The following is a 12756-nucleotide window of genomic DNA, read 5'->3' as shown; positions in this document are numbered from 1 at the left end:
GCACTAGGGTCTCATGTACCAGGACCGGTGCGGACTCAGGTTCGGCCGTGTACTGGCCGCGCTGGCATAGAACCCCTGGTAATCGTCGCACCCATGCCGGCGCAGAAAGTCGAGCTGCTCGGCGGTTTCCACGCCCTCTCCCACCACCCGCAGCTGCAGGCTGCGCGCCACCGCGATGATGGCCGGCACCATCGCGGCGTCCACCGGATCGTGCCCGACGTCGCCCACGTAGCTGCGGTCGATCTTGACCGTGGTGAGCGGAAAGCGCCGCAATGCTTCCAGGCTCGACAGGCCGGTGCCGAAGCGGTCGATGCTCAGCCGCACCCCGCGGGCACGTAGCGCCAGCGCCGTATCGGCAAACGCGGGCTCGCCCCGGATCAGCGCGTCTTCTGCGATCTCGAGTTCGAGCGCGGCGGGCGGCAGGCCGGCGCCCTCCAATGCGGCGTCGATTGCCGGCAGCAAGCCGTCGTGTTCCAGCTGGGCGTCGGACAGGTTGACCGCCACCGCGACCGCAGCACCGGCATGGCGCCACGCACGCGCCCGCTGGCACGCTGCGCGCAGCACCCATTCGCCGATCGGGACGATCAGCCCGGACTCCTCGGCCACCGGCAAAAATTCGTGCGGCAACAACAGCCCGCGTTGCGGATGACGCCAGCGCAGCAACGCTTCGACCGATGTCACGCGCCCGGTCGCCACTTCGATTGCAGGCTGGTATTGCAGCATGAATTCCTTGCCGTCGAGCGCCTGGCGCAGGCGGTTCTCAAGCTCGACGCGCTCGATCACGTGGGCGTTCATGGCGGGGCTGAAAAACTGGAAGCTGCCGCGGCCGTTCTGCTTGGCGTGGTACATCGCGACATCGGCGTGGTGCAGCAAGGTATCGACTTCGGCGCCATCGTCCGGGCACAGCGCGATGCCAATGGAGGCCGACAGCGTCACCTCCTGGCCGCCGATGTCGATCGGCAGCGCCACGGCCTGGGTCACGGCGACGGCCACGTGGGCGGCCTGGTCGGCGCCCTTGATGTCGGCCAGCAGCACGACGAACTCGTCGCCGCCCAGCCGGCTGATGGTGTCGACCTGGCGCACGCAGGCGCGTACGCGCAGCGCCACTTCGCGCAGCACGATGTCGCCGGCCTGGTGGCCGTGGGTGTCGTTGACGGCCTTGAACTTGTCGAGGTCGAGGAACATGACGGCGGAGCAGCTGCCCTGGCGGCGCCAGGTGGCCAGGGCCTGGTGCAAGCGGTCCAGGAACAGGATGCGGTTGGGCAGGCCCGTGAGGGCGTCGTGCTCGGCCTGGTGGCGCACCTGCTCTTCGATGCGCTTGCGCTCGCTTATGTCGGACAGCATCGCCATATAGCTCGACACGTCGCCGTGCGCATCGCGAATGGCCGTCAGCGTGACGCGCACCGGATAGCGCTGGCCGTTGCTGCGCGCGCTGGCCAGTTCGCCTTCCCAGTGGTCGGCGCCTTCGAGCCCGGTCCAGATGCGTTGATAGAAGTCGTCGTCCACGCCCCAGCCGAGGCTGGCCAGCGGCTGGCCGATGATCCGATCGGGGGCATGCCCGGTGATGGCGGTGAAGGCGCCATTGACGGCGCGCACGCGGTACTCGGCATCCATCATGATGATGGCGTCGCGTGCATTCTGGAACACTTGCGCAGCCTGCTCGAGATTGGTCTCGGCCTCCTTGCGCGCCGTGATGTCGATTTCCATGCAGAACACTTCGTGCATCACGTCGTCGTGCTTGACGGGATAGTGGCACGAATAGACCCAGTGGCGGCGGCCCGTCATCGATTGCACGAGCCAGTCGCTTGCCTGCGGCGCCTGGCCGGTGCGCCAGATGGTGGCGATGACATCTTCGAATTCGGGCTGGCGGTCGAGGTGGAACACCAGGTCGCGAAACGCGCGGCCCACGGCATCGCCCGACGGGATGCCGTACAGCTCTTCGCTGGCATGGTTCCAGAAGCGGATGATGCCGGCGCGGTCCATCGAGTGCACGGCAACGGCCGGCGCCAGCTCGAGGGCCGTAACGAAATGGTAGAGCCAGTCGAAGGCTTGTACGCCGGCCCCGGATGGGTCAGCCGCCGGACGACCCGGGGAATCTGGCAGTAGCTTGCTCACGGCAGCGCCTTTCGCTTGGGCGGTGACAGCAATCAGGGATACAAGCCTGTCAGTGGCATGCTGCGAGACACGCTTTGTGTGCGAAGCGGCAAATGGCGCGCTGGCGAAAAATTGGGGAGGTAAGAAGGCAATTGCACCCTGCCATCAACTCGGGCAGCCAGCTGGCAGCTTGTCGCATTCAGATGGCTCAGACCGCAATTGCCGCGGTTAGTTCAATGATGGGTTCAGGCCGGGCTGGCAGGCACGGCTGCCGGAGCGACCGCGTCGCTGTCGGCATTGTTGTCGCTGTCGCTGGTGCTGTCGCTGGTGCTGTCGCTGGTGCTGTCGCTGTCTTGCACGATGGCGTTGCCATCGGCATCGACGTCATTCTTTGGTTCGAGCTTGCGCTTGGCCTTGTCGTCGGCCTTGCGCTTCTTGTCGAGTTCCCGTTGCCGTTTTTCGTATTGAAAATTATTCCGTGCCATAGTCACCTCGATATGATGGAGCGGTAGGGCTACCGTCCTGACCGGCCATTATGGACTACCGCGCCGATCCCGGCTTGCCTTAACGCTAACCGCGGGGATGATGCTCGGTGTGCAGGCGCTTGAGGCGTTCGCGCGCCACGTGGGTATAAATCTGCGTGGTCGAGATATCGGCGTGGCCCAGCAGCAGTTGCACCACGCGCAGATCGGCGCCATGGTTGAGCAGGTGCGTGGCGAACGCGTGGCGCAGCGTGTGCGGCGACAGCGGCCCGGTGATGCCGGCCTTCTTGGCGTGCTTCTTGATCAGGATCCAGAACATCTGGCGCGTCATCGGACCGCCGCGGCTGGTGACGAACAGGGCGTCGTCCATCTGGCCATTGAGGATGATGCCGCGCGCATCCTTCAGGTAGCGCTCGATCCAGCGCCGCGCCTCTTCGCCGAACGGCACCAGGCGCGTCTTGCTGCCCTTGCCCGTCACCCGCAACACGCCGTCGTTCAGGCTCACTTCGACCAGCTTCAGGGCCACCAGTTCCGACACCCGTAAACCGCTGGCATACATCAGTTCGAGCATCGTGCGTTCGCGCAGGCCCAGTGGCGTGGCGACGTCGGGCGCAGCGAGCAGCGCCTCGACCTGGTGTTCGTTCACCGTGTGCACGAACCGGGTTGGCTGGCGCGCCGAGGCCATCTTCAGGCACGGGTCGACGTCGATGCGGTTGCGGCGCAGCGCCAGGCCATAGAAGCGCTTGAGCACCGACAGCCGGCGGTTGGCCGTGCTCGGGCGCGAGTCGGGATGGCGCTCGGCGAAATAGGCGGCCAGGTCGTCCGCGCCCACGCCCAGCAAGCCGCGCTCGGGCTGGCGCGCGTGCAGCCAGGTGGCGAACAGGCGCATGTCGCGCCGGTAGGCGTCGAGCGAGTTCTTGGCCAGGCCCTGTTCCAGCCAGAGCGTGTCGCAGAACTCGTCGATCAGGGAAAGATCGACTGTTGTTGCCATGGGCTTGCAGTAGCGCCTTCGTGGCGCAGCAACCAGCGTTTCACCGACAGGTGAAAGCCGTTTTCGTCATCCTGGTTGGCAAAGCCGCCCAGGCCGCCGGTGGCGGTGACGCGGTGGCACGGGATCACGAGCGGGAACCGGTTGGCGCCGCAGGCCTGGCCCACGGCGCGCGGGGCCGAGCCGATCACGCGCGCCACGTGCCCGTACGTGCGCACGGCGCCACGCGGGATCGCGTGGATGTGCTGCCAGACCTTGCGCTGGAATTCGGTGCCGACGTCCAGCAGCGGCAGGTCGAACATAAAATCGGGATCCTGCAGGTAGCGCGCGACCTGCAGCGCTGCCTGCCCGGCCAGCGCGCTGTCGGCGCTTTTCTCGGCAAACGATGGCGGCAGGTAGACCAGCTCGCAGACCTTGTCGTCGGCCGTGCGGATGCCCAGCGCGCCAAAGGGCGCCGGTACGATGGCGTTGAACAACAGGGAGGCACGATCTGGCTTCATGGCGACGGTTGGCAGTGCGCGGCAACGGGACCATCCCGCTGGCAGGCACCCCGGCATCTTACCCGCCGCAGCGCGTGCGCGGCCAGTCGTTTGGCATCGGGAAATAAAAAACAGGCAAAAAAAAGCGCACCATCAGGTGCGCTCCAATTCGGGTCACGTCTCCGGTCGTTTGGCAGTGCCAACGACTTCTGTAAAACGTGGTGTCTCCTCGAATATTCTCCGGTACGAATACCGTTCTTATAGCAATGCTCCCCCAAAACCTGTACTGCTTGTTACTGGCCCTGCACCGCACCACTTCAGTGCGTATGAGCGCCATGATAACGCAAATGCTTATAGAAAATGTATCTTTTAGGTCACAAAATTACAAAATTGTTTTACTTATAAACAAAATGCACTTACCAAGCAGCCCGCGGGCTCAGCGTGCAACTTCGCGCAGGATAGCATGTACGGTCTCCTTGCCGATCCTGTTTTCCATCTGGCCGTACACCGGCTGCAATGCGCGGCGCCATTCGGCCTGCTGGGCCGGGTTGAGCGTATGGATCACGGTCGTGCCTGCCCGACGGATTTTTTCCATCGACTCGTCGTTGGCGCGCTGGGCAATCTGCTTTTCGTACACGGTCGCTTCGCGCATCGCCCGCGCCAGAATCGTGCGGGTCGCCGCCGGCAAGCCATCCCAGAATTTCTTGTTGACGATCACGGCGTAACCCAGATAGCCGTGGTTCGACACAGTCAGGTGCTTCTGCGTTTCGTGCATGCGCTGTGTGTACATGTTCGACGGCGTGTTTTCGGTGCCTTCCACCACGCCATCGCGCAGCGCCGGCGCGGCTTCCGAAAACGCCAGCACCATCGGCTGCGCGCCCAGCGCACGCATCTGCGCATCGAGCACCATGGAGGCCTGGATACGCATGCGCACCCCGTCGAAATCCTTCAGCGCGACCAGTGGCTGGTTGGCCGACATGACCTTGAAACCATTGTCCCAGAACGCCAGGCCGGTGATGCCCTTCGGTTCGAGCTTGCGCAGCAGCTCGCGCCCGATGCGCCCTTCCGTCACCTTGTACAGCGCCGCCTTGTCCGGAAAAATATACGGCAAGTCGAACGCTTCGAATTCGCGCACGCCCAGCGGCGAAAACTTGGCCAGCGACGGCGCCAGCATCTGCACGGCGCCCAGTTGCAGCGCTTCGAGCTCTTCGCGGTCCTTGTACAACTGGCTGTTCGGATAGACTTCCACCCTGACCTGGCCGCGCGTCATTTGCTCGGCCAGCGCCTTGAAACGCTCGGCGGCGCGGCCCTTGGGCGTATCCGGCGCCACCACGTGACTGAACTTGATCACGATCGGCCCTTGTGCCCAGGCATTCATGCTGGCGGCTGCGGCCAATGCAGCGCACAGCGCGCGCACGGCCAGGAGATTGAGTTGCATGACGGTTCGATTCTTCCTGATGAAACGTTACACTGGCACATGTCGCATTGCCCGCCATCGCGACGGTGCCACGATGCGCCCGACAGTGTAACCAAAACAGGACCTTGCATGAAATTTCCGTTCATCCAGCCCGGGGAGACAGCCGACCTGGACGCCGAACCCGAGCCGCGTGCGCGCTCGCGCGGCTGGCGTTTCCTGCGCTGGATGGTGCCGATCCTGCTGGTGCTGCTGTTCCTCGCTGTGCTGATCTGGCTGCCCTGGCAGGCGCGCCAGATGGAAAGCAACGACCGGCAAGAGCAATTGATTGCCGATACGCTGTGGGTCGAGCAGACGCTGCGCTTCGAGCTGGCGCGCAGCGAAGAAGCGCTGGCTGCGCTGGGCGCCGATCTGGTCGTCGCGCCGCTGCCCCCGGCCAAGCTGACGGCGCGCTTCCGCCAGATGTTTACCAATGGCCCCGAACTGGTGCGCGTGGTCTGGAGCGATGCCGACGGCGTTCAACAAGCCATCCACGGCAGCGACCTGCCTGCCGCCGGCCTGCCCCCTGCCACCTTGCTGGCCGGCGAGATGGCGCGCTCGATCCGGCGCGGCCGCTACAGCGTGCCGTACGGCGCCACCGCGTCCACCCATGGCGTGATCGATTACTACCTGCCGCTGTTTCGCGGCGGCCAGTTTGCCGGCAGCCTGGTGGCGACCTACAGCCTGCAGGTGCTGCTGGATGAAACGGTGCCGTGGTGGTTCGCACAGGACAATGCGCTGACGCTGCTCGACCGCAATGAGCTGCCGGTGGCGCGCCGTGCGTCGGGCGGCCCGGGCCGTAACGTCTACACGCACCAGCGCGAGCTCGACCTGCCCGGTGCCCAACTGGTCTTGTCGACCAACAGCGTCAAGCGCGCGCCGCAACTGCTACCGAACCTGCTGGTGGGTTCGGTGATCGTGCTGGCGCTTGGCTTGTTGATGAGCCTGGCCGCGCTGTGGCGCCACATCTCGCGCACGCTGGCGGCCGAGGCTGCGCTGCGCCAGCAGATGGCGTTTCGCACGGCCATGGAAAACTCGCTGATCACGGGCCTGCGCGCGCGCGACCTCGAAGGCCGCGTGACCTATGTGAACCGGGCCTTTTGCCAGATCGTCGGCCTGTCGCAGGAAGAATTGATCGGCAAAAAACCGCCGATGGCGTACTGGGCACCGGAAGCGATGGCCGAATACGAAGACCGCTTCCAGGGCATCCTGTCGGGCAAGGTCACACCGCAGTTCGAGACCGTGTTCCAGCGGCCGGATGAAGTGCGTGTGCCGGTGCTGGTGTTCGAGTCGCCGCTGGTCGACGTCGACGGGCGCCATACCGGCTGGATGAGTTCGGTGCTCGACATCACGGACCGCAAGCGCGTCGAAGAGCTCAATCGCCAGCAGGAAGAAAAGCTGCAGGCCAGCGCGCGTCTGGCCACGATGGGCGAGCTGTCGTCGATGCTGGCGCACGAACTGAACCAGCCGCTGGCCGCCATCTCGAGCTACACGGTGGGCGCACTGAACATGCTCGACCGCGCTGCCGGCACCGGCCAGGAAGTCAAGCCCGGCATGCTGCGCCACGCGCTGGAACAGGCGCGCCAGCAAGCCCAGCGTGCCGGGCACATCATCCGCAGCGTGCACGAGTTCGTGAAGAAACGCGAACCGCTGCGCCAGGAACTGACGATCCGCAGCGTGATTGCCAGCGTGCATGCACTGATCGAGTTGCAGGCGCGCCAGGCCGGCGTGGTCTTGCGCGTGCACTTGCCACCGGGCTTGCCGCCGGTGCTGGCCGACCGTGTCCTGCTCGAGCAGGTGCTGCTGAACCTCACGCGCAACGGCATCCAGGCCATGCAGGACACCGTGCCGGACCAGCGCGTGCTGCGCATCGAGGCAGCGCACGTCGACGACCAGGTGGCCGTCTCGGTGATCGACCGCGGCCACGGCATCTCGCCCGAAGTGGCCGAGCGGCTGTTTTCGCCGTTCTATTCGACCAAGGCAGAGGGCATGGGCATGGGACTGTCGATCTGCCGCACGGCGATCGAATTCCACGGCGGCACCCTGAGCCACGCGCCGTATCCGCCCGGAGGCACCGTGTTCACGTTTTCGCTGCCCGCGCAGGCAGGGAGCCGGGCGGTCGGCTAGAATCGCGTGCGGCGCCCTGCCCGACTATTACGGAGACCCCCATGCTGCACATCGTCGACGACGAAGAAGTCATACGCGATTCGCTCGCCTGGCTGGCGCAATCGCGCGGCCTCAACGTGCGCAGCTATCCCGGCGGCCAGGAATTCCTCGACGTCATCAAGGACCTCGACGGCAGCGGCGACTGCGTGCTGCTCGACGTGCGCATGCCCGGTATGAACGGCATTGCCGTGTTCGACCAGTTGATCGGCCGCGGCCTGCTGCCGCGCCTGCCGGTGATTTTTCTGACCGGCCACGGCGAGGTGCCGATGGCGGTCGATTCCCTCAAGCGCGGCGCTTTTGATTTCTTCGAGAAACCGTTTAATGACAATGTCTTGATGGACCGCGTGGAAGAAGCGCTGGCCGCCTCGCGCAAGGCGGCCACATCCGCTGCGGTGCAGGCGCGGCTGGCGACGCTGTCCACGCGCGAACGCGAAGTGCTCGACCTGATCCTGGCCGGCATGATGAACAAGGTCGTGGCCGACAAGCTTGGCATCAGCATGCGCACGGTGGAGGTGCACCGGGCCCATATCTTCGACAAGATGCAGGTCAAGACGGCGGTCGAACTGGCCGGCCTGCTCAAGTAAATGCCGGCGGCGCGCTCGCGCTGCCTTCACACTGTCTTCATTTCCTGCGCGTAAAGGGTCTGAAGGGTGCGCAACAGCCTTGTAAAATAATGTCTGAACGCGCTGCGGCCAGGGCGCCGCGATGCACAGGCTCTTTCAGGAAACGCGCATGAACGAAAAGACAGTTGCAGACAAGATGTTTTTACGCACGGCGAAATCAATGCTCGTGCTCAATGGCCAAGCCAATCCGATCATGACGGCGCAGATGCCGGCCGACATCGTCAAACAAGGGGACGGCCCATTCGACGTCATCCTGATGTTTTGCCTGGGTCAGAACGACCTCGCGCACTACCTGCCGCTCGCCAGACAACAGCTGAGCGATACCGGCTCGCTCTGGATCGCGTACCTGAAGCAGACAGCGTCGAAGGCAACCGACATCAACCGTGACTCGATCAATGCCTATGCCAAAGAGCATGGGATTACCGGCGTGGCCATGATTTCCATCGATGGCGACTGGTCGGCGCTGCGCCTGAAACGCATCGCAGTCTAGGTGGCCGAGTCGGGCCAGGCGCCATGGCGCGCCAGTGCCCACGCCACATGCTCGCGCACCAGTTCCGATGGATGATCTGCCCGCGCTTGCAGCGCCGCCACGATGGCCGCATCGCCGCGCAACTGCTGCGCCGCATTGCCCAGCCCCACCGCCAGATTGCGCAACCAGCGCTCGTGCCCGATGCGGCGGATCGGACTGCCTTCCATACGCCGGTTGAATTCGGCGTCGTCCCACGCAAACAGGCCGATCAGGTCGCCCTCGCCCAGGCCGTTGCGCTCGTCGAAATCGGGCACCTGCGCCCGCTGCGCAAACTTGTTCCACGGGCAGGCCACCTGGCAATCGTCGCAGCCGTAGATGCGGTTGCCGATCAGCGGGCGCAACTCTTCGGGGATGCTGCTTTTGAGCTCGATCGTCAGGTACGAGATGCAGCGCCGCGCGTCGAGCTTGCCCGGGCCCAGGATCGCGCCGGTCGGGCACATGTCGATGCAGGCGGTGCAGCCGCCGCAATGCTTGCCGGTCGGCGGGTCGACCGGCAGCGGCAGGTCGATCAGGATTTCGCCGATGAAGAAGGTCGAGCCGGCCGCGCGCGACAGCAGCAGCGTGTGCTTGCCGCGCCAGCCCAGGCCGGCTTTTTCGGCCAGCGGCAATTCCATCACGGGCGCCGAGTCGGTGAACACGCGAAAGCCGAACGGTCCGATGTTCTCCTGGATTTTCTCGGCCAGCGCCTGCAGGCGGTTGCGCAGCACCTTGTGGTAGTCGCGGCCCCGCGCATACACCGACACGACGGCCGCGTTCGGGTCAGCCTGGCGCAGGCGTTCCCCGGCGCGCCAGTCGCCCTGACGTTCGGTCGGCAGATAGTCCATCCGCACCACGATTGCGCGCACGGTGCCGGGGACGAGTTCGGCCGGCCGCGCACGCTTCATGCCGTGGGTTGCCATATAATCCATCTCGCCGTGGTAGCCCGCATCCAGCCACGCTTGCAGGCCCGCTTCCAGGTGCCCCAGGTCGACATCGGCAATGCGCACGTCGGCAAAGCCCAGCCCCGCGCCCCATCCCTTGATGGCGCGCGCTAGCTGGGGCAGATCGACGGATGAGGTTGGGGAATCGGACATACCGGGGTGGGAACACCACAAGAAAAGAATGCAGTACAACACGCTATTTTATGCCATGCAGCCCATCAAAGCGCACTTGCACCACTATTTGCCGGACGAGTCGGCCACCGATGCACTGGGCGGCGCGCTAGCCCGCGCGCTGGCGCCGGGCCTCGTCATCTACCTGCACGGCGACCTGGGCGCCGGCAAGACCGCCCTCACCCGCGCCCTGCTGCGCGCGCTGGGTCACACGGGCACGGTCAAGAGCCCGACCTACACGCTGTCGGAGCCGTACAACGTGACGCTTGACCATCAACCGTTGAGCGTGATCCACTACGATCTGTATCGCATGTCGAGTCCGGAAGAATTCCTGGACGCCGGCTTTCGCGAAGATTTCGACGGCCACAACGTCTGCATTGTCGAATGGCCCGAAAAAGGCGAGCCCGTGTTACCGCCGCCGGACATCCGTTTACTGCTGAGCGTCAGCGGAAACGGCCGTGCTGTAGAATTGCAAGCGTTGTCTGAATTAGGCCTGCTATGCCTCGATCGTCTCGCTTTCCTCCCGCCGCCCCAGTAAATACTGCGTCCGCACGCCGCCGCGTCATGCTCAAGGCCGGCGGAACGCTGCTGCTGTCCGTCGTCGCGCCGCTGCCTGCCAGCGCCAACCAGATCCTGGCAGTGCGTGTCTGGCCCGCGCCCGAATACACCCGCGTCACGCTCGAAAACGACACCGACCTCAAGACCGAGCACTTCCTGATTCCCGATCCGCCGCGCCTGGTTGTCGACATCGACGGCCTGGGCTTGAACCCCACGCTCAAGAGCCTGGTGGCCAAGATCGAATCGAACGACCCGTACATCAAGCAGGTGCGCGTGGGCCAGAACCGGCCGAATGTCGTGCGCCTGGTGTTCGACCTCAAGGCCGAGGTCAAGCCGCAGGTGTTTACGCTTGCGCCAGTGGCCGGCTACCAGCACCGCCTGATCTTCGACCTGTATCCGGTCACGCCGGTCGACCCGATCGCGGCGATGATCGAAAGCGGCGAATGGAGCACCGGCCCGACCAAGACCGTGGCTGCCGGCACGCCGGCGCTGGGCGACCCGGTGTCCGGCCCGCCGGGCGCCACCATGCCGGCCACCGTGCTGCCACCATCCGGCGCGATCGGCCCGGGTACGGCCGCCGCAGCCGCGGGCGGCATCGTCGCCACCACGCCGCCGGTGCAGATCCCGACCCCGCCGCCAGTGGCGCCGCGCACCCAGCCGAACGCCGCACCGGACGCCATCGCCCGGCTCGAATCCGCGATCTCGGGTCTGCAAGGCACGCCGCCGGCGCAGGCAGTGCAGCCGCCGCCCGGCAGGGCCAGTGCCCGCCAGCCGCAGAAAGTGGCGCGCATGGTCACCATCGCGCTCGACCCGGGCCATGGCGGTGAAGACCCGGGCGCGATTGGCGCCAACGGCAGCCGTGAGAAAGACATCGTGCTCGAAGTGGCCAAGCGCCTCAAGACCAAGCTCGAACAATTGCCCAACACGCGCGTGATGCTCACCCGCGACGGCGACTTCTTCGTGCCGCTGAACACGCGCGTGCAAAAGGCGCGCAAGGTGCAGGCCGACCTGTTCGTCTCGATCCACGCCGATGCCTGGGTCTCGCCGACCGCGCGCGGCTCGTCGGTGTTCGTGCTGTCCGAAAAAGGCGCCAGTTCCAGCGCCGCGCGCTGGCTGGCCAACGACCAGAACCGGGCCGACCTCGTGGGTGGCGTGAACCTGGCCGGCGGCAGCGCCGACCGGCAGCTTGCCAGCGTGCTGTTCGACCTGTCGACGACGGCGCAGATCAACGACAGCCTCAAGCTCGGCAAGGCTGTGCTGCGCGAAATCGGCGGCATCAACCGGCTGCACAAGGCATCGGTCGAGCAGGCCGGCTTTGCCGTGCTCAAGGCGCCGGACATCCCGTCGATTCTTGTGGAGACCGCGTTCATCTCGAATCCGCAGGAAGAAGCGCGCCTGAACGACAACGGCTACCAGGACCAACTGGCCAACGCCATCACGAACGGCATCCGCCGTTATTTCGCCGACAACCCGCCGATGGCCAAGAGCCGCCAGACCTGACATGGACCACATCACTTTCGGGCAGCTGCCTGCAATTCGCATCACGGCGCCCGACGGCGCCACCGCCGTCGTCACGCTCTACGGCGCGCACCTGGTCTCGTGGCATGGGGCCGATGGCGGCGAGCGCATGTTCCTGAGCGCCCGCTCGGCGCTCGACGGCAGCCGCGCGATCCGTGGCGGCGTGCCGGTGATCTTTCCGCAATTCGCCGAGCAAGGCGACGGCATGCGCCATGGCTTTGCGCGCGTGTCCACCTGGCGCCTGGAAGACAGTGGCGTCGAGGATGGCGCGGCGTGGGCCGTGTTCGGCCTGAACGAGGCCGATCTGCCGCCAGCACTGGCAGGCGCGTGGCCGCACCGGTTCGCGCTGCAGCTGCGCGTGGCGGTGCGCGCCAACGAACTGACCATGGCCTTGAATGTGCGTAACACAGGCAACGCAGCGTTTCCGTTTGCGGCGGCGCTGCACAGCTACCACCTCGTGCCGCACCTGGCCGACGTGCGCATCGAAGGGCTCGAAGCAGGTACGCTGTCGATCGCCGACAAGCTTGACGTGGTGTACGAACAGGTCGACGACACCATCTTCCTGGGCACCTGGGCGCGCGTGCTGACGCTCGAGCAGGAAGGTTTTTCCGATGCGGTCGTGTGGAATCCGGGCGCGGCCGACACGGCAGCGCTGGCAGATATGGAAGACGAAGAGTATCAGCGCTTCGTCTGCATCGAACCGGCGCAGCTGACGCCGGTGCAGCTCGAACCCGGCGCGGCCTGGGAAGGCCGTTACCGGGTCAGCTGAGCGCCG

Annotated in this window: 12 protein-coding genes; 6 read left to right on the top strand and 6 right to left on the bottom strand. The window is 65.5% G+C overall.

Annotated features, from left to right (window positions below; genetic code table 11):
- Nucleotides 1–3: 3 nt before the first annotated feature.
- The 5 genes from IFU00_02450 to IFU00_02430 form a co-directional block, all read right to left on the bottom strand.
- On the bottom strand, nucleotides 4–2103 hold the full coding sequence (locus tag IFU00_02450; GenBank protein ID MBD8541140.1) for an EAL domain-containing protein: 2100 nt from the start codon (nucleotides 2101–2103) through the stop codon (nucleotides 4–6).
- A gap of 236 nt (nucleotides 2104–2339) precedes the next feature.
- Nucleotides 2340–2579, bottom strand: a complete 240-nt coding sequence (locus IFU00_02445; protein ID MBD8541139.1) for a hypothetical protein — start codon at nucleotides 2577–2579, stop codon at nucleotides 2340–2342.
- An 85-nt stretch (nucleotides 2580–2664) separates the two neighbouring features.
- Nucleotides 2665–3567 carry a site-specific tyrosine recombinase XerD gene (gene xerD / locus IFU00_02440; protein MBD8541138.1) on the bottom strand — a complete coding sequence of 301 codons (903 nt, stop codon included), beginning with the start codon at nucleotides 3565–3567 and terminating at the stop codon, nucleotides 2665–2667.
- Entirely contained in the window at nucleotides 3540–4064 is a 525-nt protein-coding gene (locus IFU00_02435) for a methylated-DNA--[protein]-cysteine S-methyltransferase (protein ID MBD8541137.1), read from the bottom strand. Before IFU00_02435 ends, xerD begins: the two co-directional genes overlap by 28 nt.
- A 415-nt stretch (nucleotides 4065–4479) precedes the next feature.
- Nucleotides 4480–5481, bottom strand: a complete 1002-nt coding sequence (locus IFU00_02430; GenBank protein ID MBD8541136.1) for a TRAP transporter substrate-binding protein — start codon at nucleotides 5479–5481, stop codon at nucleotides 4480–4482.
- Nucleotides 5482–5685: 204 nt separating this feature from the next.
- Here IFU00_02430 and IFU00_02425 point away from each other — a divergent pair, with 204 nt between their 5' ends.
- From IFU00_02425 to IFU00_02415, 3 genes are all read left to right on the top strand, one after another.
- The gene (locus IFU00_02425; GenBank protein ID MBD8541135.1) at nucleotides 5686–7623 is read left to right on the top strand and encodes a PAS domain S-box protein; all 1938 of its coding nucleotides are present in this window, start codon (nucleotides 5686–5688) and stop codon (nucleotides 7621–7623) included.
- A 41-nt stretch (nucleotides 7624–7664) separates the two neighbouring features.
- The gene (locus IFU00_02420; GenBank protein MBD8541134.1) at nucleotides 7665–8246 is read left to right on the top strand and encodes a response regulator transcription factor; all 582 of its coding nucleotides are present in this window, start codon (nucleotides 7665–7667) and stop codon (nucleotides 8244–8246) included.
- 148 nt (nucleotides 8247–8394) lie between these two features.
- Nucleotides 8395–8775, top strand: coding sequence for a DUF3052 family protein (locus tag IFU00_02415; protein ID MBD8541133.1), 381 nt, complete (start codon nucleotides 8395–8397; stop codon nucleotides 8773–8775).
- Here the strand turns inward: IFU00_02415 and queG are convergent.
- Nucleotides 8772–9887, bottom strand: coding sequence for a tRNA epoxyqueuosine(34) reductase QueG (gene queG, locus IFU00_02410; protein ID MBD8541132.1), 1116 nt, complete (start codon nucleotides 9885–9887; stop codon nucleotides 8772–8774). The genes IFU00_02415 and queG overlap by 4 nt on opposite strands.
- A gap of 55 nt (nucleotides 9888–9942) precedes the next feature.
- Between queG and tsaE the strand changes: the two genes are divergently transcribed.
- Genes tsaE through IFU00_02395 form a run of 3 tightly spaced genes read left to right on the top strand, consistent with a single transcriptional unit; the run spans nucleotide 9943 to nucleotide 12750 of the window.
- Nucleotides 9943–10443 (top strand): tRNA (adenosine(37)-N6)-threonylcarbamoyltransferase complex ATPase subunit type 1 TsaE, encoded by a 501-nt coding sequence (gene tsaE, locus IFU00_02405; GenBank protein MBD8541131.1) that lies wholly within the window; start codon nucleotides 9943–9945, stop codon nucleotides 10441–10443.
- 26 nt (nucleotides 10444–10469) lie between these two features.
- On the top strand, nucleotides 10470–11963 hold the full coding sequence (locus IFU00_02400) for an N-acetylmuramoyl-L-alanine amidase (protein ID MBD8541130.1): 1494 nt from the start codon (nucleotides 10470–10472) through the stop codon (nucleotides 11961–11963).
- A gap of 1 nt (nucleotide 11964) precedes the next feature.
- Nucleotides 11965–12750 carry a D-hexose-6-phosphate mutarotase gene (locus IFU00_02395; GenBank protein ID MBD8541129.1) on the top strand — a complete coding sequence of 262 codons (786 nt, stop codon included), beginning with the start codon at nucleotides 11965–11967 and terminating at the stop codon, nucleotides 12748–12750.
- Nucleotides 12751–12756: the final 6 nt, after the last annotated feature.

Origin of the sequence: Oxalobacteraceae sp. CFBP 8761, from assembly GCA_014841595.1 — a bacterium.
Lineage (GTDB): Bacteria > Pseudomonadota > Gammaproteobacteria > Burkholderiales > Burkholderiaceae_D > Telluria.
This window is presented reverse-complemented; position numbering and strand designations above follow the sequence as displayed.

Bases quoted from the DNA above. Each gene is read 5' to 3' on its own strand.
- IFU00_02445 (MBD8541139.1), bottom strand. From the start codon at position 2,579: ATGGCACGGAATAATTTTCAATACGAAAAACGGCAACGGGAACTCGAC.
- xerD (MBD8541138.1), bottom strand. From the start codon at position 3,567: ATGGCAACAACAGTCGATCTTTCCCTGATCGACGAGTTCTGCGACACG.
- IFU00_02435 (MBD8541137.1), bottom strand. From the start codon at position 4,064: ATGAAGCCAGATCGTGCCTCCCTGTTGTTCAACGCCATCGTACCGGCG.
- IFU00_02430 (MBD8541136.1), bottom strand. From the start codon at position 5,481: ATGCAACTCAATCTCCTGGCCGTGCGCGCGCTGTGCGCTGCATTGGCC.
- IFU00_02425 (MBD8541135.1), top strand. From the start codon at position 5,686: ATGGTGCCGATCCTGCTGGTGCTGCTGTTCCTCGCTGTGCTGATCTGG.
- IFU00_02420 (MBD8541134.1), top strand. From the start codon at position 7,665: ATGCTGCACATCGTCGACGACGAAGAAGTCATACGCGATTCGCTCGCC.
- IFU00_02415 (MBD8541133.1), top strand. From the start codon at position 8,395: ATGAACGAAAAGACAGTTGCAGACAAGATGTTTTTACGCACGGCGAAA.
- queG (MBD8541132.1), bottom strand. From the start codon at position 9,887: ATGTCCGATTCCCCAACCTCATCCGTCGATCTGCCCCAGCTAGCGCGC.
- tsaE (MBD8541131.1), top strand. From the start codon at position 9,943: ATGCAGCCCATCAAAGCGCACTTGCACCACTATTTGCCGGACGAGTCG.
- IFU00_02400 (MBD8541130.1), top strand. From the start codon at position 10,470: ATGCTCAAGGCCGGCGGAACGCTGCTGCTGTCCGTCGTCGCGCCGCTG.
- IFU00_02395 (MBD8541129.1), top strand. From the start codon at position 11,965: ATGGACCACATCACTTTCGGGCAGCTGCCTGCAATTCGCATCACGGCG.